General features: G+C 63.7%; 22 protein-coding genes. 10 read left to right on the top strand and 12 right to left on the bottom strand.

Going from position 1 to position 24,667, the window contains the following annotated elements; translation table 11 throughout:
• Positions 1-27 precede the first annotated feature (27 nt).
• From tsaA to OKA04_RS15275, 3 genes are read left to right on the top strand one after another with little or no spacing between them, the layout of a single operon-like run.
• The gene (gene tsaA / locus OKA04_RS15285) at positions 28-726 is read left to right on the top strand and encodes a tRNA (N6-threonylcarbamoyladenosine(37)-N6)-methyltransferase TrmO (protein ID WP_264502052.1); all 699 of its coding nucleotides are present in this window, start codon (positions 28-30) and stop codon (positions 724-726) included.
• A gap of 24 nt (positions 727-750) precedes the next feature.
• Positions 751-2,241 (top strand): ankyrin repeat domain-containing protein, encoded by a 1,491-nt coding sequence (locus OKA04_RS15280; protein WP_264502051.1) that lies wholly within the window; start codon positions 751-753, stop codon positions 2,239-2,241.
• Positions 2,242-2,254: 13 nt separating this feature from the next.
• Positions 2,255-2,710 carry an ACT domain-containing protein gene (locus OKA04_RS15275; protein ID WP_264502050.1) on the top strand — a complete coding sequence of 152 codons (456 nt, stop codon included), beginning with the start codon at positions 2,255-2,257 and terminating at the stop codon, positions 2,708-2,710.
• 99 nt (positions 2,711-2,809) lie between these two features.
• On the opposite strand, the gene OKA04_RS15270 is transcribed toward OKA04_RS15275, so the two are convergent.
• Complete coding sequence (locus tag OKA04_RS15270) at positions 2,810-3,682, bottom strand: hypothetical protein (protein WP_264502049.1); 873 nt, start codon at positions 3,680-3,682, stop codon at positions 2,810-2,812.
• 230 nt (positions 3,683-3,912) lie between these two features.
• The gene (locus tag OKA04_RS15265) at positions 3,913-4,704 is read right to left on the bottom strand and encodes a glycoside hydrolase N-terminal domain-containing protein (RefSeq protein WP_264502048.1); all 792 of its coding nucleotides are present in this window, start codon (positions 4,702-4,704) and stop codon (positions 3,913-3,915) included.
• A gap of 107 nt (positions 4,705-4,811) precedes the next feature.
• Between OKA04_RS15265 and OKA04_RS15260 the strand changes: the two genes are divergently transcribed.
• The gene (locus tag OKA04_RS15260) at positions 4,812-5,324 is read left to right on the top strand and encodes a hypothetical protein (RefSeq protein WP_264502047.1); all 513 of its coding nucleotides are present in this window, start codon (positions 4,812-4,814) and stop codon (positions 5,322-5,324) included.
• A gap of 44 nt (positions 5,325-5,368) precedes the next feature.
• On the opposite strand, the gene OKA04_RS15255 is transcribed toward OKA04_RS15260, so the two are convergent.
• The 3 genes from OKA04_RS15255 to OKA04_RS15245 are packed head-to-tail and all read right to left on the bottom strand — an operon-like array spanning position 5,369 to position 7,760.
• The gene (locus OKA04_RS15255; RefSeq protein ID WP_264502046.1) at positions 5,369-5,809 is read right to left on the bottom strand and encodes a hypothetical protein; all 441 of its coding nucleotides are present in this window, start codon (positions 5,807-5,809) and stop codon (positions 5,369-5,371) included.
• A 3-nt stretch (positions 5,810-5,812) separates the two neighbouring features.
• Positions 5,813-7,426, bottom strand: coding sequence for a solute symporter family protein (locus tag OKA04_RS15250; RefSeq protein ID WP_264502045.1), 1,614 nt, complete (start codon positions 7,424-7,426; stop codon positions 5,813-5,815).
• A gap of 4 nt (positions 7,427-7,430) precedes the next feature.
• Positions 7,431-7,760 (bottom strand): DUF485 domain-containing protein, encoded by a 330-nt coding sequence (locus OKA04_RS15245; RefSeq protein WP_264502044.1) that lies wholly within the window; start codon positions 7,758-7,760, stop codon positions 7,431-7,433.
• Between the two features lie 431 nt (positions 7,761-8,191).
• Here OKA04_RS15245 and OKA04_RS15240 point away from each other — a divergent pair, with 431 nt between their 5' ends.
• Complete coding sequence (locus OKA04_RS15240) at positions 8,192-9,106, top strand: histone deacetylase family protein (protein WP_264502043.1); 915 nt, start codon at positions 8,192-8,194, stop codon at positions 9,104-9,106.
• Between the two features lie 451 nt (positions 9,107-9,557).
• Here OKA04_RS15240 and OKA04_RS15235 read toward each other — a convergent pair whose 3' ends face one another.
• From OKA04_RS15235 to OKA04_RS15210, 6 genes are all read right to left on the bottom strand, one after another.
• Positions 9,558-10,538, bottom strand: a complete 981-nt coding sequence (locus tag OKA04_RS15235) for an ABC transporter ATP-binding protein (RefSeq protein WP_264502042.1) — start codon at positions 10,536-10,538, stop codon at positions 9,558-9,560.
• A 36-nt stretch (positions 10,539-10,574) separates the two neighbouring features.
• On the bottom strand, positions 10,575-10,958 hold the full coding sequence (locus OKA04_RS15230; RefSeq protein WP_264502041.1) for a GxxExxY protein: 384 nt from the start codon (positions 10,956-10,958) through the stop codon (positions 10,575-10,577).
• Between the two features lie 317 nt (positions 10,959-11,275).
• Positions 11,276-12,775 (bottom strand): ribosome biogenesis GTPase Der, encoded by a 1,500-nt coding sequence (gene der / locus OKA04_RS15225; RefSeq protein WP_264502040.1) that lies wholly within the window; start codon positions 12,773-12,775, stop codon positions 11,276-11,278.
• A gap of 108 nt (positions 12,776-12,883) precedes the next feature.
• Positions 12,884-13,423: a hypothetical protein gene (locus OKA04_RS15220; RefSeq protein WP_264502039.1), complete on the bottom strand. Its 540-nt coding sequence runs from the start codon at positions 13,421-13,423 to the stop codon at positions 12,884-12,886.
• A 9-nt stretch (positions 13,424-13,432) separates the two neighbouring features.
• Positions 13,433-14,020 carry a CDP-alcohol phosphatidyltransferase family protein gene (locus tag OKA04_RS15215; RefSeq protein WP_264502038.1) on the bottom strand — a complete coding sequence of 196 codons (588 nt, stop codon included), beginning with the start codon at positions 14,018-14,020 and terminating at the stop codon, positions 13,433-13,435.
• A gap of 67 nt (positions 14,021-14,087) precedes the next feature.
• On the bottom strand, positions 14,088-14,477 hold the full coding sequence (locus tag OKA04_RS15210) for a DoxX family protein (protein WP_264502037.1): 390 nt from the start codon (positions 14,475-14,477) through the stop codon (positions 14,088-14,090).
• 178 nt (positions 14,478-14,655) lie between these two features.
• Here OKA04_RS15210 and OKA04_RS15205 point away from each other — a divergent pair, with 178 nt between their 5' ends.
• Positions 14,656-15,417: an endonuclease/exonuclease/phosphatase family protein gene (locus OKA04_RS15205; RefSeq protein WP_264502036.1), complete on the top strand. Its 762-nt coding sequence runs from the start codon at positions 14,656-14,658 to the stop codon at positions 15,415-15,417.
• Between the two features lie 741 nt (positions 15,418-16,158).
• On the opposite strand, the gene OKA04_RS15200 is transcribed toward OKA04_RS15205, so the two are convergent.
• A complete protein-coding gene (locus OKA04_RS15200; RefSeq protein ID WP_264502035.1) occupies positions 16,159-17,235 on the bottom strand; it encodes a phosphate acyltransferase in 1,077 nt (358 codons plus the stop codon).
• 87 nt (positions 17,236-17,322) lie between these two features.
• Between OKA04_RS15200 and OKA04_RS15195 the strand changes: the two genes are divergently transcribed.
• The 4 genes from OKA04_RS15195 to murC all read left to right on the top strand — a co-directional run bounded on the left by OKA04_RS15195 (position 17,323) and on the right by murC (position 24,663).
• Positions 17,323-18,156, top strand: coding sequence for a histidinol-phosphatase HisJ family protein (locus OKA04_RS15195; RefSeq protein WP_264502034.1), 834 nt, complete (start codon positions 17,323-17,325; stop codon positions 18,154-18,156).
• Between the two features lie 93 nt (positions 18,157-18,249).
• Positions 18,250-20,448 (top strand): RNA polymerase sigma factor, encoded by a 2,199-nt coding sequence (locus tag OKA04_RS15190; protein ID WP_264502033.1) that lies wholly within the window; start codon positions 18,250-18,252, stop codon positions 20,446-20,448.
• A gap of 806 nt (positions 20,449-21,254) precedes the next feature.
• Positions 21,255-22,361 (top strand): undecaprenyldiphospho-muramoylpentapeptide beta-N-acetylglucosaminyltransferase, encoded by a 1,107-nt coding sequence (gene murG / locus OKA04_RS15185; protein ID WP_264502032.1) that lies wholly within the window; start codon positions 21,255-21,257, stop codon positions 22,359-22,361.
• A gap of 4 nt (positions 22,362-22,365) precedes the next feature.
• On the top strand, positions 22,366-24,663 hold the full coding sequence (murC, locus tag OKA04_RS15180) for a UDP-N-acetylmuramate--L-alanine ligase (protein ID WP_264502031.1): 2,298 nt from the start codon (positions 22,366-22,368) through the stop codon (positions 24,661-24,663).
• Positions 24,664-24,667 lie beyond the last annotated feature (4 nt).

Genomic DNA, 24,667 nt, shown 5'->3' with positions numbered 1-24,667 from the left:
GGATGCCGCAGCCACGATTTTGAGATCATGGAAATCCGCCCCATCGCCCGTGTGCGCTCGTGCTTCGGCAGCAAGTTCGCCGTGCCGCGCCAGCCGGGACTGTGCCCCAGTGCGTGGGGAGAGCTGGTCTTCGAGCCGGACTATCGCCAGCCGGAAGCGCTGCGGGGCATCGAGGGCTTCTCGCACCTGTGGCTCATCTTCAGCTTTCACCTCACGGCGGATGGCGGGTGGAGCCCCACGGTGCGGCCACCGCGGCTGGGCGGAAACGAGCGCGTGGGGGTCTTCGCCACCCGCTCGACCTTCCGGCCAAACAATCTCGGCCTCTCGCTCGTCCGGCTGGATGGCGTGGAGCGCCGGGAGAAGGAGGGGAGCGTGCTCCTGCTCGGCGGGATCGATCTCGTGGACGGCACGCCTGTCTATGACATCAAGCCCTACATTCCCTACGCCGAGGCGCTGCCGGATGCCCGTGCGGGCTTCGCGCCGGACGAGCCGCAGCGCCTGCAGGTCACGGCGGAAACCCCGGATTTTGCCCGTCTGCCGGAGCGCGCGCAGCGGGTCATCGTGGAGGCGCTGTCGCTCGATCCCCGGCCTCCGGCGGGTCGTGACGAGCCGGGTCGCATCCACGGCGCGGGCCTCTGCGGGGTGGATGTGAAGTTCCGGATCGAGGATGGGGCGTGCCGGATCGTGTCGGTGGAAGTTGCTGAGGGTTCGGGGTTGAATGGTTAAGTTAGGTGAACTAAGTTCGCGCGCATGAACGGGAAAACCCTCGCGCTGCTGCTCGCCGGCACGTCACCACTACTCTGCCTGACAGGCTGCAAGAGCCGCGAGGAAGCCGCGAAGCAGACGCTCCAAGAAAGCGGCTACGATCTCACGCCCGAGGCGTTTTTTCGCGCGGCGGAGACCGATGACCTCACCGCGCTGGAGAAGCTCGTCACCAGCGGGATCGCGGTGGACACGCGGAATGAAGCCGGTGACACGGCGCTGCACGCTGCCGCCGGGGCAGGGGCGAAGAAGGCCGCAGACTTCCTGCTGGATCGCAAGGTGCCTGTGGATGTCACCGGCGCGGAGGATCGCACGCCGCTGATGGTGGCCGTGATGCGCGGCACGCCGGAGATGGTGCGCTATCTCCTTTCCCAAAAGGCCGATGCCCACAGGCGCGACGCCCATGGCTTCAAGCCGCTGATGCTGGCCGTGAAGGAAGGCCGCGGGGACATGGTGGGCGAGCTCGCTCCCTACGATCGCGACAAGCTCGATGACGCCCTGCTGGTGGCCTCGCTGGAGGGCAAGGCCTCGGTGATCGACGCGCTGACGAATTACGGGGCATCGATCTATGCCCGCATGGAAGACGGTCGTACCCCGCTGATGCTGGCTGCGGAGAATGGCCACATCGAGGCGGTGGACATGCTGCTGGAGGTGGGGGCGAACCGCTTCTCGATGGATGATGACGGTCGCATCGCTGCCGACATGGCTCGCGAGGCTGGCCACGAGGAGCTGGCGCTGCGCCTGGCGGAAGCGCCCGCAGAGGACGAATTTGCACTGGAGGAGCCCGTCGATCTCGGCGCGGAGATGCTTGCAAAGGTGACGGAGAAGGAAGCGGCAGCCGCTTCCTCCGGCACGCCAGCCACCCCCACAGCCCCGGGCGAAACGACCGGCCTGCCATGGAACAAGCCGGTCGCCGGACAGCCGGCAGGATCTGCCCCCGCACTGCTGGAGGGCGTGGTGCTGGAGCCGGTGGCGCGCCAGCGCGTCGAGGTGTCTGCCGGGGAGAAGTCCATCGCGCCGCTCGTGATGCGGGCCTATCGCCAGAAGGATCTGCCGATGCGCGTGGAGTCCGTGCAGGGCCAGACGGCCACACTGCGGATGTCCGGCGGCGGCGTGCAGGAGATCACCGAGGGTGCGACCATTCCCGGATCACGGCTCAAGGTTGTGCGGGTGGACAGCCGCGTGCAGGACCTGAAGGACCAGCCGGATCAGGTGGAGGTCTCCGTGGTGGAGATCGAGGACCCCGCGACGGGGAGAAAGCGGGAGCTGATCTCCGGCGTCGAGCCGACCGCACACGATCCCGTGGCGCTGGTGGAAGACGGGCAGGGGAGGCATTTTGTGGCAAAGGCCGGGCAGAGATTCAGCGCTTCGGACGGCACCGAGTATGTCGTGACTGACGTGCGGCCGAATCAAATGGTGATTGAGAATCGTGGCACAGGTGAGGTAATAACGGTTCCGCTCCGCGGCCCGCGGGGTTGAGCAATACCCATCCATGCCCGCCAAGACGATCGACCCGGGGAGCCCGGTGAAGCAATTTTCCGTGCTGCTCCCGAACCGTGCCGGTGCGCTGGCCTCGCTGGTGAAGCTGCTGCGGTCCTCCGCCATCGAGGTGGTGGGCATCAGCGTGCAGGACTCCCGCGACGCGACCATCGCGCGCCTGGTGGTGACGGATCCGGATGCGGCGGAGGAGATCTTCGTGGAAAAGGGCATCCCGCACACGACCTGCGAGCTGGTCGTGCTCTCCCTGCTGGAGTCCGGTCCCGGGCTGCTGCCGGTGCTCGATACCCTGATGGTGGCCGAGACGAATATCGACTTCGCCTACGCGCTGCTGCCCTCGCCAAAGCGGCACACGCTGCTGGCGCTGCACGTCGAGGACTACGACTTCGCCACCGGCGTGCTGAATCAGGCAGGCTTCAAGCTCGTCTATCAGGAAGGCCTGAGCCGCTAAAGAACCTCAGGGCGATGCCAGGTGCCTCCGTGCACCATCGAATCCACCCGTTCCGTGCAAGCAGTCTTTCTTCCGGAAGCGGCGGAATCGTATCGGGAGTCAGTCCGATGGCTTGTCACCAGCGGGCGGCGCGGCTTGAGCGTCTTCCTGAGGCACCGGATGTCGCTCGGTGTCATCCACAAAAACACGGCCGATCATGCGCAGGTCGATGGTCGCACCCTTCTCGACCAAGCCGAAGTCCTGGTCATTCACCCTGAGCTTGCCGGCTTTGAAGGTCACGCGGATCTTCTTGCCATTGTAGTGGAAATCCTTGTCGGACGAACCGCCACCTCCTGAATCGCTCGGCATCATGAAGGTGACCCCGGCGGCGGATTGGGAATGGCCGGGGAAATTTCGGTTCGCGATATGGCGATTCAGAACCTCCAATGTGTCCAAGTCCAGATTGTGGGCTTGCTGACGGGCGGAGCCAATGACGCTGTCCATTTGCTGCATCGGCTCCTTCGATGCCTCCCGGAGTTCCCTGAGGATCTTCTTCTTTGCTGGATCTCCTTTCGAAGCGATCTCCTCGTCCTTCAGTCGCTTGGCCACATCCTCGGAAAGCCGGCTTTCTTCCGGTGCTTTGATCGTCTTCGGATGCCTATGGAAATACTCGACCAACCTCGGCAGCACGTTGCTTGCTGCTTTTCGTTCCTCTGGTGATGCGTCCGGATTCTGGATCAGGTCGTCCAGCAGAGCAAATGATGTCCACATGCTGTTCTCAAGGTTCGCCTTCAACCAATCGTTGCTTCCGGCGTCGAGCAGCTTTGCCTGCATATTGCTTTCGGCAGCCCGCAGCCATGCGGCGCGCTCCCTTTCCAGCTTCGCGCCTCTCTCGAAGGCATCGTCGCCGCTCTGGACCTCGTTGCCGCTCTGGACCTCGTTGCCCCCCTGAGCTTCTTTGCCTCCTTGGACCTTGCCCAGCCAGAAGGTCAAAAGGCACAGCGCCCCGACCCCTGAAATCGCAATGACTCGACTTGTTACCCGGTTCATCAGTTGCAAAAAACTGTCAGCCAGCCCACCCGGGCAAGTCTATCTAAAAGGAGCATCTTCCGCCCCGGCCTTTTGACACAGCCCCGGAGCTTGAAGAGGGGGCGAGACGCCCCCTCAACGGACTGGAGCGAGACGCTCCAGCTACATTCACGAACTGATGCGGGGCCGCTTACTTACTTCCGGATCGCCTCCAGATGCCCGGCCAGATCAGCGGCCTTGTTGGCCTCGCGGTAAGACTTGTCCTGACGCTCCAGCAGACCGCTCCACAGCGCGAAGGTGTCCGGGTGATCTTCACCGGCGAGCTTCTTCAGCCGGTCGGGGAGGTGCGCGATGTCCTTCGGGTCATCGCTGGCGGCGAGAATGATCAGCGCCTCGCCCTCGCCCATCACGGTGATCTGGTTTTCGCCGGGCGTCACCTCGGACTCCATGGGATAGATCCACGCGCGGGCGGAGAAGTCACCGGCCTGCAAGGTCAGCACCCGGCGGTCCTCCACCTTCGCCTGCTGGTCCTTTGCTGAAAGCTGCACGCGGAAGCTCAGTGCGCCCGGCTTGTCCGTCCGCAGGTGGAGCACCATCAGATCGTCCGGCTTCGAAACGAAGGTCGTCCAGGTAAAGCCCACGCCGCCGCGCTTGAAGGTGACGACCGAGAGGCCGTCCTTGAGATCGAGCCTGCGCTTGTAGCCGGTCACCTCGCCCTCCGCATTCAGCCAGTCGAAGGTGAGCTCGGCGCGCGTCGTGCCGGTGAAGCCGAGGGACGGTGCTTTCTCATCAGCCGCTTCCCCGGTCTTCGCCACCTCCGTCCAGAGCGGATAGACCTCGCGCTTCGTGTCGCCATTGAGCCGGGTGAAGAGCGAGCCATTGCCCAGTGGGAAGGCCTGCTCGACGGATGCCGCAGGCGATGGGAATGCCAGCTCGCCCGCCGTGGCGAAGTGGCAGATCAGCGGCAATACCAAGGTCCAGCGCATGCCTTCATGTGCGGCAGGACCGGCACCTTGGCAAGGGGGTGATTCCAAGATCGGTGGCAGGTTTCCCATTGCCCTTCATCGGCATGATATGGGAAAAGGCGCTCATCGTGAATGCCACCGTCCGCCAATTGTGCTGCCAAGGCTGCGGTGCCACTTTGCCCGTGACCGAGGGAATCCGCTTCCTGACGTGCAACTACTGCAGCGCCCGGTTGGAGATCGTCGAAGATCACGCGACGACCCATACCCGCCTCATCGAAGGCATTGAGCGACGGACCAAGAAGATAGAACGGGATGTCGAGGTGCTGCGGCTACATGCCGACCTGAAGCGTCTCGACGAGGCATGGGCCAGATACGAAGCCCGTGTCGATCCCCGTGACGAGCGTGGCCGTCAAGTGCCGAATGGCCTGCTTGGAATCGGGCTGGTCGGGGTGGTTGTCAGCCTGAGCGTGCTGATCTCCGAAGCTTGGTGGTTGGGGCTGCTGATTGCTTCGGTGGCGGTCTGGTTTGTCATTCACGGCTTCCGCAGCGAAATGGACAAGGGGCGCATCATCCACGGCATGAAGACGGAATACGAGAGGCGTCGCAAGATGCTGATCCAGCAGATAAACGGAGGGGCCTGAGTCTCCCGGCTCGGGTGGATCAGGCGGCCTTCTTTTTCCCGATGCTATGACGACCCGCTCGTCGGGAGCTTGCCCCCGATGAGGGCGAGCAGATCCTTCTCATCGCGGGTTGCGAGATCTGCCCGGGAGATGTCCCGGTTTCTCTCCATTCCATTTTGCCGATAGGCGAGCCAGATGGACCGTCGGCCGACTTTCATCCCCGTCAGCTCGTCCCATCGGATCTCCTCCACCTTCCAGAAGTCCGGCGGCGAGAAGTGGATGCCGGAGTCATCGACTCCGATCCAGGCGTCCAGTGCCCTTGCGAGCAGGTGCCACCGCACCCACTTCAGGATGGCGCAGATGCCGAGCATCACGGCGAGTGGCAGCCTGCCGGGATCCTGCCGTGAGGCCACCAGATAGCCGGTGAAAACCACGGTCAGAATGATGGCTCCGGTGAGCTCCCATTTTCGCCGCGATGCGGTCTGAAGTTGGAATGACGACGGCATGGATCAATGCCCGCTTCCCGCCTTCTCTGCGCCGAGGCCGGTCTGCGCGCGGAAATTCAGCTCGGCGAATTTCGCTTCGGACTCCGGATCCGGCTTGCTCAGGATGGTGCCCAGCCATGCGCCGAGGAAGCCGAGCGGGATGCTGACGATCCCGGGATTCTCCAGCGGGAAGATCGCGCCAGCCTTGCCGAAGATGCCATTCGGGCTGAGCAGGATGAGGATGATGGCGGAGGCGAGACCCGTGCCGAGACCGGCCACGGCGCCCGCGGTATTGAAGCGCTTCCAGAAGACCGAGAAGAGGATCACCGGCAGGTTCGCCGATGCGGCCACGGCGAAGGCGAGGCCGACGAGGAAGGCGGCATTCGCGGTCGGCCCCATGAAGATGGCGATGGCGATGCTGACCGCGCCGACGAAGAACGCGGTGATGCGCGCGACGCGGACTTCCTGACCGGGCTTCGATTCCTTCCCGTGATGCATGACATTCGAGTAGAAGTCATGGGCGAAGGACGTGCTCGCGCTCATCGTGAGGCCCGCCACCACGGCGAGGATCGTGGCAAAGGCGACGGCGCTGATGAAGGCGAAGAAGAGTTCGCCGCCCAGCGCCTGCGCGAGGATGGGCGCGACCATGTTCGTGTTCTCCTTGCCGTCCGGCGTGAGGATCGCGGACTTCTCGAGCACCGTGGCGGCACCGAAGCCGAAGAAGGTGGTGAGGATGTAGAAGACGCCGATGACCCCGATGGCCCACGCGACGCTGACCCGCGCCGTTTTTGCATCCGGCACGGTGTAGAAGCGCACGAGGATGTGCGGCAGACCCGCCGTGCCCAGCACCAGCCCCAGCGCCAGCGAGATGAAGTCGAGCGGCCCCCACGGATTCACCGCGGCGCCGAATTTCAGGCCGGGATCGAGCAGGTTCTTCGGCTCGGCGGTGCCCGCGTAGTCGGCGTGTGCCACGGCGTGGAAGAATTTCGTCATGCTGTAGTCGTGTTGGCCCAGCACCAGCCAGCTCAGCGCGAAGGCCCCGCCCATGAGCAGCAGCGCCTTGATGATCTGCACCCAGGTGGTGGCCAGCATGCCGCCGAAGACCACATAGACGAGCATCAGCACGCCCACGCCGACGACGGCAGGGGCGAATTCCACATGGATGAGTTCCTTGATGATCACGCCGGAGCCGACCATCTGGGCGATCATGTAGATGATGGAAACGACCAAGGTGCTCAGCGAGGCCATCGCACGCACGGGCCGCGGGCTCATGCGGTAGGCGAGCAGGTCCGCCATGGTGTATTTCCCGGCATTCCGCAGCGGCTCCGCGACCAGCAGCAGCACGGTGAGGTAGGCGACGAGGAAGCCGACGGAGTACATGAAGCCGTCGTAGCCCTTGAAGGCGATCATGCCGGAGATGCCGAGGAAGCTGGCGGCGCTCATGTAGTCACCGGCCACGGCCAGGCCGTTTTGCCAGCCCTTGATCGAGCGGCCGGCGGCGAAGTAGCTGGCGGAGCCGGTGGCCTTTCGCGCGCTGAAGTAGGTGATGACCAGCGTGAGCGCCACGAAGGCGAGGAACATCCACAGCGCCGGGGTGAACTGGATGGCGGAGAGCATCGGGGTGATGGCGGAGGGCATCGGTTCAGGCGTTGGCGTTCGGCTTGGATTCGATCGAGGCGAGCAACGCGTGCTCCATGGCGTCCCATTTCCGCGCCGTCCGCATGTAGAGCCACGCCATGCCGAAGGTCATGAGGAACTGCGAGAAAGCGAAGAGGTAGGCCCCGTTCACCTTGCCCACCAGGGGCTGCTTCATCATTTCCGGGAAGTAGCCGATCAGCACCGGCAGGGTCATGTAGTAGATCAGGAAAAAGATCGTCGCCGGGACGATGAAGCGCCGCTTGGCAGCGAGCAGCTCGTGGAATGCGGGCAGCCTGGCGAGGGCTTCCCAGTCGGGTTGGGTTGGGTTTGCCATGGGATTCCGTGAGCCCTACCAGCGGCGCGGAAGGCTGTCAAAATCCCAACGGTGTGATGTCACGGGGAATCAAGCGGGCAGCCGGAGCCCGGACCTTTATTCTCTGCGGACCTGATCCCCCGCTCCACGCCCAGATGCGAAAAGGCATCGTCGGAAAGTGTTGATGATTCGTCGGTGAACGGAGTCTCGACCGTTTCCTTCCGAATCGTCCCGTTTTCAATGTGATCCCAATGAGACAACATGCAGGCGGCCAACGAGCTACCTACGCGCCAAACCAAGATCCACTGTGGTCGTGATGGCATTTGTAGTTAAGCGTGAGACGAATACACGCGTGTAGAAGCTGGGGATGGAGAGGCCGGGCCGCGAGTCCTTTCTGAGATCAGAAAAACCATTGGGCAATAGCCCGGGGGTGTGGTTGCGTGGCCTGCGCCATGCGCTGCTTCTACTCGCAGGATCTGGAACTCAAGCTGCCCTCGGGACACCCGTTTCCGATGGAGAAGTTCCGTGTTTCCAAGGACATGCTGCTGGATGGCGGCATCCTGCGCCCGGAGGAAATCGTGGAGGTGAAGGTGGCGGATCCGCACCTGCTCAAGTCCGTCCACGAGACCGGCTACATCGAGCGGATCTACTCCGGGATGCTGGACCGGAAGGAGCAGATCCAGCTCGGTCTGCCAGTGACGCCGCAGCTCTACCACCGCAGCGCGACCGAGGTGGAAGCCACCCGCCAGACCTGCCACGCCGCCCTCGCCGAGGGCGTGGCCGTGTGCCTCGCCGGCGGCACCCATCATGCCTTCCGCGAGCACGGGGAGGGGTATTGTGTTTTCAATGATGTCGCCATCGCCATCCGCGATCTCCAGGGCAGGCAGCCCGGCATCAAGGTGATGGTGGTGGATACCGATGCGCATCAGGGAAATGGTACCGCCGCGATCCTCGGCAATGACCCGCGCGTCTTCACCTACTCGATCCACGTCGGGCGGAACTACCCGACGAAGAAGGTCGCGGGCTCGATGGACGTCGAGACCGTGCGCTACGTGGAGGGCGAGATGTATCTCAAGCAGCTCTTCGGCACGCTGGCCGCCGCGCTCGATACCTTCGCGCCGGATCTCGTCATCTGGATCGCCGGGGCGGACAATCATCGCAATGACCGCTTCGGGCAGATGCATCTTTCCGTGAAGGATCTGCAACGCCGCGACGACGTCTTGCTCCGCGCCTTCATCCGGAACCGCGTGCCCGTCGCCGTCCTCTACGGAGGCGGCTACAACCGCGAGCCGGAATTCACCGCGAAGATCCACCGGAATACGGTTGCGACGGCGAAGAAGCTCGCGGCGGAGTTCAGGGGATTGTGAGGGGCGGTCGATGTAGCGGAAGGACCTGGTTCTCGTAGCGGAAGGGCTGCGCCCTTCCGGCTTCTCGCGTACCGCTCGAGAATCGCCACCCGCGAGTCATCTCCGGGCCGTTCACGAAGAGGTGAATGGGACCGGGGATTCATCTTCATGCCGCCCCCCAGCCGGAAGGACGAAGTCCTTCCGCTACGAAGAAGCAAAGACCCGCAGCACGCTTACTTCGTCGCGAGGCAGCCGGGGCAATCTTGCACGTAGTGCGCGGAGCCGTGCTGGCTATTGTAGCGGAAGGACTTCGTCCTTCCGGCGTCTCGCGTACCGCTCGAGAATCGCCGCCCGCGAGTCATCTCCGGGCCATTCACGGGTAGGTAAATGGGGCCGGGGATCATCTGCATGCCGCCCCCCGCCGGAAGGACGCAGTCCTTCCGCTACGAAGAAGCAAAGACCCGCAGCGTGCTCACTTCGTTGCGAGGCAGCCGGGGCAATCCTGCACGTAGTGCGCAGCGCCGTGCTCGGCGAGTTGCGGGCGCTTGTCGATTAGGCAGAGTTCGGAGTTTCCGATGGTATTGCGCGGCTTGAAGGCGCAGCCCGCGGGTGGATTCGCGAGGTTCGGCGGGAGTCCGGGGATGGTGTAGAGATCCTCGCCCTTCTTGTGGATGGAGGGGATGCTCTTCAGCAGCGAGCGGGTGTAGGCGTGCAGCGGACGGGCGAACAGCTCGTCCTTTGGCGCGCTTTCCACGATGCGTCCGGCATACATCACGTTCACGTGGTCGCAGACTTCCGAGACCACGGCGAGATCGTGGGTGATGAAGACGACGGCGGTGCCGAGGTCGCGCTGGCGCTCGCGGATCAGGTCGATGACCTGCTTCTGCACGGTCACGTCGAGCGCGGTGGTCGGTTCGTCGCAGATCAGCAGTTCCGGGCGGGTGATCAGCGCCATGGCGATCATCACGCGCTGGCGCATGCCGCCGGAGAATTCGTGCGGGTAGGATTGGATGCGCTTCTCGGGTTCCGGGATCCCGACCTCGGCCAGAGACTGGATGGCGCGGTCGAGTGCCTTCGCTCCCTTCAGCCCCTCGTGCAGGGCCAGCGGCTCCATGAGCTGCTCGGAGACCTTCAGGTAGGGATTCAGGGACGTCATCGGATCCTGGAAAATCATCGAGATGCGCTTGCCGCGCAGCTTCTGGAGCTGCTTGTCGCTCGCCTTCAGCAGGTCGATCCCGTCAAACATGGCCGTGCCCGCGTGGATGCGGCCCGGAGGCTGGGGGATCAGCCCGAGCAGCGAGTAGCACGTCACCGACTTGCCGGAGCCGGATTCACCGACGATTCCGAGGGTCTTCCCGGCATCGACCGAGAATGAAACATCCTCCACCGCGTGGACGATGCCATTGCGGGTGTGGAAGCGGGTGGTGAGGTTGCGGACGTCGAGCAGTGGCATGGCGGCGAACTAGCAGGAAATGAGCCTTGCCGTGAGCTAAAGGACCACGCGGCGGATTTCCAACTTCGGATTTTTGAAATTGAGGAGGAGAGCCAGTTTCAGCTTCGTAACCCGCAGATAATTGATCATTTGTCCGATTTCAGCGGCGGAGATCCGGTCCACCGTTTTGGCATCGACGATGATTTTTCCGAACGCGATGAGGTCAGGGACGAAGTCGTCTACCTTCACCCCACGAAAGAAAACGGGGAAGCGGGGCTGTTGGGAGAACTCGATGCCGTCCTGCCGGAATGCGACTACGAGGGAGTTCTCATAGGTTTTCTCGCGAAAGCCATGGCCGACCTCATTGTGAACCGCCATTGCGGACGAGATGATCCTTCGAGATTCTTCCGCGTAGAGGTAGGGAGGGTCTTCGAATTCCATCGAGAGAAGGCTTTCAGAAGGTGAGACAGCTTGTCGATCTTCCTCGGTGATTGAACCACAGATGGACACTGAGGGACACAGATGAAAGACAGGATTTGAAGCAAACCTGCGAGGCCGCGGTCGGAGGGCCTTTATCTGTGTCTATCCGTGTCCATCAGTGGTCCTCTTGGCTTTTTTCCGCGCAGGCTGCCAATGCTGAGGAAATTTCAAACCACAGAAGACACTGAGGAACACAGATGAAAAGCAGGGGATGATGAACAATTTGTGAGGCTGCAAACGGGGTCTTTATCTGTGTCCATCCGTGTTCATCTGTGGTCCTACTTCTTCCTCCGTCCGGCGGATTTCTTCGCGGTGGCTCTTTTGCCTGCGGGCTTTTTCACGGCCCTTTTCGCGGCGGGTTTGCCCGCGGGCTTCTTGCCTGGCCGGCCAGTTCCGGTGTCGCGTTCTTCCCACTCGCGGCGGTCGCGGGAGCGGACGGAGAAGACGACGGGGACCGCGGGCACGGGATTGAATTCGCGCAGGCGATTGGAAAGGTAGCTCTCGTAGCTCGCGGGCATCAGCGCCTTGTCATTCACGAAGAGCACGAAGGTCGGCACCGGGATGGTGCGATACTTCTCATCCACCGCGGCGGTGCCGTAGTAGAGCTTCAGGCGCTTGGCGGAGCGCTTGTCGGTCGGTGGCGGATTGAGCTGGAAGGCATCGTGGAGCATGCGGTTCAGCTTGCCGGTGCTCGGCACGTTCTGGGCGGCCTTGCGGACCTTCAGCACTTCCTTCAGCACGGTTTCCACGGCCTGGCCGCTCTTTGCGGAGACGGTGAGGGCCGGTGCGTAGGAGAGGAAGAAGAGCTCGCGATCCACGTGTTCCTTCGCCTCTTCCTTGCGTGCTCTCATCGGCGCGTCCGGGTGATAGAGGTCGAATTTGTTCAGGACGATCAGGCAGGGCTTCTTTTCCTCCAGGATCTTTTGCGCGATCTTGCGGTCCTGCGCGGTGATGCCCGCGGCGAGGTCGATGACCAGGATGCACAGGTCGGCGCGGCGCACGGAGCGATCCGTCCGCATGGCGGAAAAGACCTCCACCGAGGTGTCACGCTTCGAGCGCGGGCGGAGGCCGGCGGTATCGATGAGCGTGAATTTCTCCCCGGCGTATTCGCAGGGCAGGTCGATCGCGTCGCGGGTGGTGCCGGCGATGTCAGAGACGATGGTGCGCTGGTCCTGTAGGATGGCATTCACCAGCGAGGACTTGCCGGCATTCGGCCGGCCGACGATGGCGAGCTTGATGCCTGCTTCCTCGGCTTGGGCGACGAGTTCCTCGATCTCGCCGACGAGCGGCTTGAGGATCTCGTCGATCTTCTCGGTCAGCCCCGTCATGCCGCGGCCGTGCTCGGCGGAGACGCCGACGGGAGTGCCGAAGCCGAGGCGGGCGAATTCATCGGTGCCGCGGATGTGCTTGTCCTCGTCCACCTTGTTCGCCACCAGCATCACCGGCGGCTTCGCCTTGCGGAGCCTCTGGGCGAGGTCCTGGTCGATGGGGGTGAGTCCTTCGTGGGCATCCACGATGAAAAGGATGAGGTCCGCAGTCTCCATCGCGATGTCCGCCTCCAGCGAGACCTGGGCACCGAAGCCATCGTCCAGCGTGGCACCGATGCCGCCGGTATCGATGATGGTGCACGGGATGGCGGTCGCCAGGCAGGGTGCGGAGATCCGGTCGCGGGTCACGCCGGGCTGGTCGTGGACGATCGCGATCTTCCGCTTGGCCAAGCGGTTGAAGAGCGCGGACTTCCCGACATTCGGACGGCCGACGATAGCGACGGTGGGCATGGGAGGGGCTTAGGGCAGCAATCCGCCCGGGGCAAGGGCTTTACGGTGAGGAATGGACGGAGGAACTGTGGAAATTGGCGAAACGCGATGGCGAGCGGAGCGACCCTTCTACTCAGCAGGTTCCTTGCGGTCGTCGGAGGGTTGTCCGGCTGCGCTGTCTGGCTCCTTGTCGGGCTGAGGGGCTACACTCAGGCCCGGTTGGGCTTGTCCCGCAGTCTTGTCGTCCTCCGAGAGTAGCCCGGCCAGGATCTCGAGGTGGAGTTTCCTTGCGATGGGGTCCACCCGATTGATGCCAGCCCACCATCCGAAGGAGTAGGACAGTTTCACTCCGAAGCCCTGTGGTTCTACGATCCCCCCGGCTCTGGCTTTATCCTTTAAGATCGACGGTTCCATGTAGGACATGACGGCCGAATAGTAGCCAGCCATCCACAGCTTGTGCGGCAGGCTTCCTTCTTTCCACCGTTCGGGCACGGGATCCGGATCCAGTTTTCCGGCTTCTACCCATCGGTTGAATTCCTCCTGGTAGATTGGAAGCGCGCGCTCATACAGAGATTCGAGTGAGTCGTCGGGTTCCGCATCCTTCTCCTCACTCCAGCCTGTCGCGGAAGCGGATAGGAAGATGGTCGCTGCGAGGATGAGCTGCTTCATGATGGTGAATCATTGAAGTTTTATCGCCCGCCTGCGGATTTGGCGAGAGGCTTCCAGGTAATAGTTCACCGCGGACCAGAGGGTGAAAAGCGCGGCGATGAGGCACGGGTAGAGCGGCGGGAGGATGTCCACCTTCAGCATCACCCAGCCGATCGCGACCATCTGCGTGACGGTGCAGACCTTGCCGGTCCAGTGGGGCGAGTAGCGGACGTCATGGGCGGCGCGCTTCACGAGGATGATGCCGATCACGATCAGCGTGTCGCGCGTGATGACCAGCCAGGCGAACCACGGTGGCATGCGCCAGTCGCCCGCGCCCCACGGGAAGGCGCTGAGGAAGACGATGGCGGTGATGAGCAGGAACTTGTCCGCGAGGGGATCGATGAAGGCTCCGAACTTCGACTTCTGGTTGAAGCGCCGGGCGACCCAGCCGTCCACGCCGTCCGTGGCGGAGGCGAAGATGAAGAGCGCCAGCGCGGTCCAGCGCAGGTGCTCCTGCGGGCTCCCGTCGGCCACGGTCACCCCGTAGCGCGCCACGTATACGGCAAACACCGGCACCAGGGCGATGCGGGCGAGCGTGATCTTGCTGGCGTGGGTCATCCGCCGCCACTGTGGCACGGGCGACGACTTTTTGCGAACCGGAACGATGATCCGATCTCGCGCCCGGTCAGCGGAGTTCGCCCGGTGCTTTCGTATCGGGCCGATGGGCCTCGGTCCACGAGAGCAGCAGCAGGCCGCCGATGATCGAGAGGTTCTTCAGGAAGTGCAGCAGTTCCCCGCGTTGCTCCGGTCCGGAAAAATTCCAGAAGGGATGGGCAATGAACGCATCCACGATGAGGAAGACCGCCAGCAGCAGGGACAATCGGCCCACCTGCCAGCCGAGCATGATGGCGATACCCGCGAGCACCTCGAAGGCGGACAGCGCGACCCCGGCAGCCCCAGGCGCGGTCCGGCCGGTGAGCGCGCCGACCTTCACCAGCAGGCGCTCACCCCCGAGGCCAACGAAGACGCTGGCGAGGAGAATGCGTGCCACGACATAAGGGATGGGTTGCTTCATGGGAGGCTGAAGACGGGCGAGAGGATATCTCGACCGGACCGATAGATAAGAGCAGGTGGCTTGCCGGTGCGCAAACCACGTTTCAAGTGCAGACGCGAATCGAATGGGTCGGAATCGTTGGAGGGAAATTCTGGCGTGAAATGAGATCAAGTGGTGGGTTTCCTGCGTATTCGATCCGATGATAAGCCGCCTTCTGCCACTGCTTCTTCTGTCATCCCTGCCTGCCATTGCCGAGTCCGCCCGGGAGCTGCGGGTGATGTGCTGGAACCTGCACCACGGGGTGGGAGAGGATGGAAAGCTGGATCTGGAGCGGATCGCTGCCCGTATCCGTGAGCAAAAGCCCGACCTGGTGGTGCTGCAGGAGGTGGATAACAAGTGCCGCCGCAGCCAATCGGTGGACCAGGCTGCGGAGTTGGGTAAGCTGGCCGGCATGACGAGCGCCTTTGGGAAGGCGATGGATCACGACGGCGGCGAGTACGGCCAAGCGATTCTTTCCAAGCATCCGCTGGGCGAGACGACGGTGCACCGCCTGCCGGGCGAGGGTGAGCCGCGGATTGCCTTTGAAGCGGAGGTGAAGGTCGGGGAGCAGTCGCTGCGGTTGGTGGGCGTGCATCTGGATCACCAGCAGGACGCCCGGCGGCTGAAGCAGGCGGAGACGCTGGTAGCGGCGCTTTCTTCATCGAAGGGACCGCTGATTCTGGGCGGCGACTTCAATGACGTGCCGGACTCGGCGGTGATGAAGCTCTTTGGCAAGGCGCTGACCTCCGTGGAGAAGAGCGAGCCGCGGCTGACCTGCCCTGCGGACAAGCCGAAGGTGGAGATCGACCACTTTTTCCTGCGCGGGATGACGGCGGTGTCGCGGGTCACAGTGCTGCCGGAAGCGGTCGCCTCGGATCATCGCCCGCTGGTGATGACGGTGAGATTTGGGGACGGGGAGTGAGGGGGATTGGGCGGGTCGCGTTGGTTGGGCGGCGCGTCTCATTCCTTAGTCGTGGTGGTGACGTCGTCGAAGCAAGGAGTGTGGACGTTCCGTCCACACAAGCCCGGACAACCATACCGGCCCGCAAAACTAGCAGCGGTCGCACTGGTAACAGTGCGGAAGGGTTCCCAGCGGCGGGCTTCTCCCGTAGCTTCCGTGGCGTCACCACCACGACTACGGAGAAAGGGAAGAGCAGGCTTCTCAGGCGGCCTCTTTCTCTTCAGGGCCAAAGGCCCGGCGATCCCTCAGCCCGGGCCATCGGCCCGGGAAACGGTTTGCCGTGAAGATGGCGGCCTGAAGGGCCGCGATAGGAGTAACGATCCGCCTCACCGGTCGCGGGAAGTGCGATCCCTTAGCGAAATTTGTCGGTCGGACTCCGAGGTTCGGTATCAACCGCTGGAATCCCGAGTATGCCGCGCCCGTATCGCGTCCCTTCAGGCCGCATTGATCTCCGGACACAGTTCCCGGGCCGATGGCCCGGGCTGAGGGGTGGCCGGGCCTTTGGCCCTGATGAGGCGGTGGCGTTTTCGCGGAAGCCACCGGAAGAATCCGGCCTCATCCTTGGAAGCCGACTTGTTCAAGGAAGTCAGCCGCACACGCTGATTTCGCGCACTGTCACCAGTGCGACTACGATTGGCTTGGCGGGCCGCGGTGGTCGCCCGGGCTTGTGTGGACGGAACGTCCACACTCCTCAAAAATCCCTCAGACTTCGCCGTCCGGGTAGAGCTGGTGATACTTGATCGCCTCGACGCCGACGGCAGCGGCGGTGCCGAAGATGGTTTCTTCGGACGCGGTCCGTGGCACCTGCGCGCAGGGTCGGGCGAGGCCGCCGAGGATCTGGCCGTAGTTGATCGCCCCGGCGCAGTGCTGGAGCAGCTTCAGCGAGATGTGGGCGGCGTCGAGATTCGGGAAGACGAGCACGTCCGCGGGTTCGCGGTGCGGGGCGTCGGGCAGCTTGATTTCGGATGCCGTGGGATCGAGTGCGACGTCGGCCTGGACCTCGCCGGTGATGTGGAAGTCGAGATACGCTTCCTTCGCCTTGTCGATCGCCAGCGCGGCGGCGGCGGCCATGCGGCGCGCGTCATCGGTGCCGGCGGAGCCCTTCGTCGAGTGGCTGAGCAGCGCGATATTCGGCTCGCGGCCGAGGAAGTGCTTCGCGAGCTTGCCGGTCTCGATGGTAATCGCGGCGAGCTGATCGACGGTTGGCTGGGGCAGCAGTCCGCAGTCCGCTAAGAAGAGCACGCCTTCCTTGCCGAAGTGCTGCAGGTGAGGGGCGACCAGCACCATCATGCCAAACATCTTCGGCACGCTGGGCAGCGGCTGGATCGTGTGGATCAGCGCGCGGAAAAGACTGGCAGGCAGGGACTGATTGCCACCGACGAGAGCGTCCGCCTGTCCATACTGCACCATCATCGCGCCGAAGTAGTGCGGACGGGAAACGGTGTCCACCGGATCGGCGGCGGAGTTGTTCCGGTAGCGCTCCACCTTGGCAAAGCGCTGGCAGAAAAGCCCGAGGTCCGAGGACTTCGCGGGCTCGATGACATTGATGAACTTCAGGCTGACCCCGTTGTCGGCGGCCATCGCGCGGATCTTGTCGCGCGAGCCCAGCAGCACCGGCACGGCGGCCTCGGCGGCCACGAGTCGCTCCGCGGCGCGCAGCACCCGCAGGTCCTCGCCCTCCGTGAATACGACGCGCTTCGGGTGACTCCGGAGCTTTTCGATCAGGTAGTCGGTGAAAGGATTGCTCGCGGAAAGGGCGCTGGAAGGGTCTTGGCTCATCGGAATCCCGGCAGTACTTGCGTGTCTGCGGCACTTTAGTATCCCTAACGAAAGCCTAGCAACCCGAATCCCTGCGACATTTCCGACGTGCCGGCCGATTACCACACCCACACGCCCCTTTGCCTTCACGCGACGGGAGAGCCCGAGGAATACATCGCCGCCGCGCTCGCCGCCGGTCTCACGGAATACGGGGTCTCGGACCACGCCCCGGCCCGCCCGGAGCCCTTCGACGACTGGCGGATGCTGGAAAGCGACCTGCCTGCCTACTATGACTGGATCGAGCGCGCCCGCGCCGCCGCCGGGAGCATGCCGGTCCGCGCCGGGATGGAGTGCGACTGGCTGCCCGGCTGCGAGGGCTGGATCGAGGATCTGGCCGGACGCTACCCGTGGGACTACCTCATCGGGTCCGTCCACTACCTGGGCGTCTGGGACTTCGACAATCCGAAGTGGCTCGGCCGCTGGGCGGAGTCGGATGTCGATGCCGTCTGGACGAGCTACTGGCAAACCTACGCCGAGATGGCGAAGAGCCGCCTATTTGACATCCTCGGCCACCCGGATCTGGTGAAGAAATTCTCCCACCGCCCCGCGGGTGACCTCGCGCGCTTCTACGAGCCGGCCATCGAGGTCATCGCCGCCTCGGGCTGCACGATCGAGCTGAATACCGCGGGCTGGCACAAGCCTTGTGAGGAAGCCTACCCGCATCCGCAATTTCTGGCACTCGCGCACCAGGCGGGCATTCCGCTGGTGATTTCCTCCGACTCACACGCACCGGGCGAGGTCGCGCGGGATTTTGCAAAGGCCATCGAGTGGGCCAAGTCGGCGGGCTACACCGAGACGCAGTTGTTCGAGAAGAGGCAGCGCCGGGCAGAGTTGTTGGGCGGTTCGCGAGCGAACATGCCGTATCAGGAGCACGATTCCTGAAAGGCTCCCTCGCATCGGGCCGATCCCGATTCTCGGCAAATGTCACATTTGGCAAATGGCGGCGATACATAGGTAGAAACGCTTTCCTTCGTCGTGCCTGCCTTCCGACTCTTCTCCCGATCCTCCGATGCTGCCCGCGGTGAAGCGGACTTCCGTCGGTATGTGGAGGATGGGAATGCGGATGCTTTCCGCAGGCTGGTGGAGCGCCATCTGCCGGTGGTGCAGGAGACGGCCAGGCGGGTGCTCGGCGGACGCTCCGGGTGGATCGATGACGTGGCGCAGGAAGTTTTCCTGATGCTGGCCCGCAAGGGACGGCAGCTTCCGCCGGAGATTGTCTTGTCGGCCTGGCTCCATCGCCAGACGGTCCGCCGCGCGCTGGATGTGGTGCGTTCCGAATCCCGTCGCGAAAAGCGCGAGGAGATCGCCGAGTTGGTCCCTTCGGAAGAGGGAGGCGGCGACGTTTGGAGTGCCATCGCCCCGTTGCTCGACCGCGAGATGCTACGCCTGCCGGAGCAGGACCGGCAATTGCTGGCGTTGCGTTTCATGGAACGACTCAGCTCGGACGAGGTGGCCCGCCGGTTGGGGCTGAGCAGCGCTGCCGTCCGCAAGCGGGTGGAACGCGCGCTTGCGAAGCTCCGCGAACGTCTCGTGGTCAGCCCGCTTCCCGGTATGGGAGCCGGAGCTGGCACCCTCACCGTCACGGCGCTGGCCGCCTATCTCAGTGCCCCTGCGGCGAATGCCGCCACGAGCTCGCAGGTCGCCGCGATTTGCTCCGGCAGCCTTTCCGCCGCCGCCACGCCCACCTTTTCCCTCACCACCCTCACCCTGATGACCAAGTCCCAACTCTATACCGCAGGTGCCGTCGTCGCGATCGGTACCAGCGCCTTCCTCGCCGGACGCAGCAATGGCTTCGACGCCGGGAGGGAAAGCATTGCCGCCGTAGCCGATGTGGCGGAGCCCTCCAGGCAATCCGTCGATGGAAAAGCCAGGAGGTCCATCGATCGCCAGACGGTGTCCACCGGCACCTTTCCGAATACGAAGGAGGGTCGTCTGGCGATGCTCCGCGCGATCCTCGGCAACGCCGATCCTCTCTCCCGTGCGCAGGCGCTCGACCGCTTCATCGCGAAGATGAATCCGGAGGAGTTTGAGGAGATCGCAATCTTCCTGAAGCGACAAGAGCCGGAAACGGCCTCCCAGGAGGAGGCAGTTGCTTCCGCAGGGCAGGTGTTGCTCGCCGCTTGGGCCCACTACGATCCCGCCGCGGTACTCAAATTCTGCGGAGCCGATCCGAGCGAGACCGTCCTACAGATGGTGGGCAAAGTTTGGGGTGCAAGAGATCCGGATGCCGCGATCGCCTGGGCGACAGCGAGGTCCGGAGACCGTCATCCCGATGTGGTGGATCCCTTCATGTGTGGACTGATATCCAGCATGGCCGCTGATGACCTGAATCGCGCGGAATCCCTGATGTCGAAGATGCCCTCCGGCTTGGGTCGCCGTGCCGTTCTGGAGGGCATGCTTCCCCAGATCGTCGCCCGAGGCGAGGAGTCGATGATCCGGTGGCTCGACGGGCTCACGGACGAGAATCTGCGCAAGGGCGCCACTAATCTCATCGCCAAGGAGATGGCGAATACCGATCCGCGGGCCGCCGTCGAGTGGATACTCCAGCGCATGGGCACCGATGCCGAACGCAGCAACATGGATATCGTTTTCCAAAAATGGGTCGCGAAGGATGCAAGGGAAGCCCTTGCTTCCTTCGACACCCTGCCTGCGGGTGCGACGCGGGACAGCGCTCTGTATGCCGTGGTGTCGCGGCTGTGTGAGGCTGAGCTGACCCCGGAATCCTCCGACTGGATCATCGGTCGCCTGACCGCTCGAGAAACTTTGCCGCTTCACTCGATGAACAAGGTGCTGGCCCGCTGGGCGGAGACGAATCCCTCGGCGGCCACGGGCTATTTCAAGGAGTTGCCCGACAGCGTGGCTTACGGGATCTCGGGTTCATTGGCGGAGGGCCTGAGCAAGACCAGCCCGTCCACCGCGGCGGCTCTTATGGATGAAAATCCAGGCCGGATGAGCCCGGCTGCTATGGGCGCTGTTGTGTCCGAAATGGTGGAGTTGGATCCGAACTATGCTATCCGCTACCTCGAGCGCGAAGGTGTTGAGGATCTAGCCCGTACGGCGGTCATCTTGGCTTGGCTCAACGTCCGACCGGATGAGGTGAAGTCCTATCTGGAGACCAACTTCGAATCGATGCCGCAGCACACGCAGCAGATCCTGCGATCACAAGGCTTGTGAGTTCCGTGGCGGGGTGTGGTTCCCGTGGCGTCCATGCCCCCGCTGGAGCATATGAAGAGTAGGGGCGGAGTGGCCGGCTTGCGGTGAGCGGGTAGGGGGAATCGGCCCTACCGGTTTTCGAAGCGAGCCGCCCGGCGGATCGGGGGAACTGACCCGCCGGGCGGCTGACAACGTTAACTAACACACACTAACACACACACTAACTGGGGAAAAATTCCGGTTCGGGTCTGGGGGGAGATGAACGGGGATCTTTCAGGGGAAGCGACTTCGGATGGGGGGATTCCTCTGGTCGTTTCGGATGGCGGCTGAGCGTCCGGTCGGGGGGCGTCTTTCGGCTCAGGCCGGTTCGGGGGAACGCGGCCATCGAAGTTGGGATGGCACGCCTCTTCAAGGTCTTTTTTTATTACGCGTCTGCGTAGGGTGAGATATGTTGCCGTTTTTCGGCGATGGCGGGTGTTTTTCGTGGTGGTGGTGTAAGTCGCTGGTGGCTAGAGGTGGGGTGAAATTGGTAAAGATGTATTAATAATTTGGATCTGGATGATTTCAGTCACGTGGTTGGTGGTTCTAGAGGATTTTGCTACATGTTTCGCAAAACCGGACAATTTACTACGTATACGGCGGTGCTCACGCAGCATTCGGGAGGGGGAGATTCGGACCGTTTTTCCGGCGAAAAGCTGGCGCGCCAATAGGTGCTCGCAAAAGCGACCGCCAATCCGTTTTGACGATTGCCTTGATAATCAAGAAATGTTGCATTCTTTGCCGTTGCCAACGGTGTCGTTTGCCGTGGGCGTAGGGACACCGGATTTATGGATCACTCAGGCGGGAAATCGTCGTTGGTAATCGCGTGCGGCGGCACGGGGGGGCATCTCTTCCCCGGACTTGCGGTGGCAGAGGAGTGGACGGCTCGCGGAGGCGAGGTCCTGCTGCTCATCTCTGAGAAGAAGATCGACCAGGAGGCGAAGCGGAAATACCCGCAGTATCGCTTCGAGACGGTCCCGGCGATCGCCAAGCCCGCGACCTTTTCGCCGAAGATGCTGTCGTTCCTCGCGAAGCTCTGGAGCACGAAGGGCCGCTGCGGCGCGCTGCTGAAGGAATTCAAGGCGGACGCCGTGCTCGGCATGGGGGGCTTCACCTCGCTGCCTCCCTGCTGGGCGGCGAAGCGGGCGGGCCTGCCTGCCTTCGTCCACGACTCGAATGCGCTGCCCGGCAAGGCGAACCGCCTGACCTCGAAATTTTGCCGGAAGGTTTTCATCGGCATGGATCCCGCGAAGGCCTTCTTCCCCGGCATGGATGTCGTCCAGACCGGCACCCCGGTGCGCGCGGAGATGCGCAGCTTGCCTGGCCGGAAGGACGCCGCGGCGAAGTTCGGGCTAGATCCCTCGAAGCCGACATTGCTCGTCACCGGCGGCAGCCAGGGAGCCCGCCGCCTGAATTCGCTCGTGGCGATGGCATTCCCCGATTTTCCAAAAGGAACGCAGGTGCTGCACATCGCCGGTCCTCTGGACGAGGCGCGGGTGGAGCAGGAGGCCGGCGCTCGTCACGGCTATCGCGTGATCGGTTTTTGCGATGACATGCCCTCGGCCTATGCTGCATCTGATGCGGTTCTCTCGCGTTCCGGGGCATCGAGCATGACGGAGCTATCGTTCCTCGGGCTGCCTTCCATCCTCGTGCCATTTCCCTACGCGGCGGATGATCATCAGACGCGGAATGCGGAAGTTTTTGAAAAAGCGGGTGCTGCGTTTTTAGAACCGGAAGGTGCGCTGGATGCCGCGAAACTGGCGGCGCGTGTCACCTCGCTGATGAGCGACTTGCAAACCCGCGAACGCATGGCACAAGCGGCCCGTTCGCTCGCCGTGCCCGACGCTGCCGCGCGGGTCTGCGATGCGATCGAAGCGACCCTTTCCCGGAAATAGATAGATGAACGACCTGAGCGCCAGACTGACCGACCGCGACCACCCGCTGCGCATCCACCTCATCGGGGTGGCAGGCTCGGGGATGAGCGGGCTGGCGCTGCTGCTCATGGGCATGGGGCATCGCGTCAGCGGCTCGGACCGCGTGACCTCGGGCGAGACCGAGCGGCTGCAAAAGCTCGGCCTGGCATTCTCATCCCCGCACACGGCGGAGGCGGTGCAGGGTGCGGACGTGGTGGTGTATTCCTCGGCGATCCGCCCGGAAAATTCCGCCTACGCCGCGGCGACCGCTGCCGGCACCCCGGTGATCCGTCGCGCCGTCTGTCTCGCCGCCATCCTTCACACGCGGAAGGGCATCGTGGTCTCAGGCACGCACGGGAAGACGACGACATCCTCAATGGTCGCCCACTCGCTGCGCGAGGCCGGGCTGCAACCGAGCCACTATGTCGGTGCGGAAATCCCCGTGCTGGGCGCGAACGCCCGCTGGTCGGAAGACGGCGAATGGATGGTGGCCGAGGGCGATGAAAGCGACGGCACGCTGGCGCTCTACCACCCGGCCTGCTCGATCATCCTCAACATCGAGGCCGAGCACCTCGATCACTACAAAGACCTCGACGAGATCAAGGAAGTCTTCACCACGCTGGTGAACCAGACCTCCGGTCCCGTCGTGTATTGCAAGGAATGCGCGGTTGCCACGGAGGTGGCCACGAAGTCGGCTCAGGCGGTCAGCTACGGCTGGTCCGGTGCCGACTACACCGCGGCTGAGATCCGCGAGCTGCGTGGTGCCACCGCATTCACCGTGGTGCGGAATGGCGAGATCCTCGGCGATGTCGAGCTCGGCATCCCCGGCCGTCACAATGTGCTCAATGCGCTCGCCGCAATCGCCACGGCGGACAAGCTCGGCGCGGACTTCCGCCTGGTATCCCGCGCGCTGAATACCTTCGCCGGTGCCAAACGCCGCTTCGAAACGAAGTACCTCTCGCAGCGCCTGCGCATCGTGGACGACTACGGCCACCACCCGACGGAGCTGGCCGCGACGCTGCAGACGGCGCGCTCGCTGAAGCCGGGCCGCGTGGTCGTGCTTTTCCAGCCGCACCGCTACACGCGGACGCAGGCGCTGGCCGATGATTTCGGAAAGGTGCTGCAGGCGGCGGACAAGGTCTTCGTGACCGATGTCTATCCTGCGAGCGAATTGCCCATCCCCGGCGTGAGCGGCGCGACTCTTGTAGAAGCGGCGAAGCGGCATGGCGACGGCGATGTCGTCTCGCTGCCGAATCTCGCCACGGCCCATCACGTGGTCGGAAATTTCCTGGAGCCGGGCGACCTGCTCATCACGCTCGGCGCGGGCAATGTCCACGAGGCGGGCACGCGCATCGCGAACGACCTGAAGGTGCTGGAGGAAATCCTGCGCCTCGCTCCGGTCGATGAGATCGATGCAAAGCTCTACGAGCCGATGCGCCGCCACACGACGATGCTGGTCGGCGGTCCCGCGCAGTTCTGGATCGAGCCGCACAGCTTCGGGGCTTTTGCCGCGGTGGTGAATCATTGCCGCGAGCGTGGCATCGCGCTGCGTGTCGTCGGCCGCGGGTCGAACCTGCTGGTGCGCGACGGTGGCATGCGCGGTGCGGTGGTGCATCCAAGCGGCGGGGTTTTCTCCGAGTGCCGCGTCGAGGATGGCAAGGTCATCGCCGGAGCCGGAGTGCGCCTGAAGAAGGTCGCCAGCGTCGCGCAGGCCGCGGGCATCGGCGGCTTCGAGTGGATGGAAGGCATTCCCGGGAATGTCGGCGGTGCCCTCCGCATGAATGCCGGCGCCATGGGCACGGAGACCTTTGACCAGGTGGCCAGCGTGACCTTCCTCGACGAGGACGGCGAGATCCGCGTGCGCTCGCGAGACGAGATCGTGGCGAACTACCGCGACGTGCCGGAGCTGCGGCGGAACTTCGCGCTGCAGGCCGTCTTCGAGGGCAAGCCCGATACCGCCGAGGCGATCCAGGGCCGCTGGGATGCGTCGCGGTCGAAGCGCCGCACCTCCCAACCCGTCGCCGCCAGTGCCGGTTGCATCTTCAAGAATCCCACCGAGACTCCGGCCGGCAAGCTGGTGGACGAGCTGGGGCTGAAGGGATGCAACGAGGGCAAAGCCCGCGTCTCCGAGGTCCACGGAAACTTCATCGTCAATGGCGGCGGCGCGACGGCAAGCGAGGTGCTCGCCGTCATCGAGCGCATCAAGGCTGCCGCCCGCGAAAGCCGCGGCATCGAGCTGGAAACCGAGGTGAAGGTCCTCGGCGAAGACGAATACACTTTCTGAAGAC

It is taken from the genome of Luteolibacter flavescens (assembly GCF_025950085.1).
Lineage (GTDB): Bacteria > Verrucomicrobiota > Verrucomicrobiia > Verrucomicrobiales > Akkermansiaceae > Haloferula > Haloferula flavescens.
This window is presented reverse-complemented; position numbering and strand designations above follow the sequence as displayed.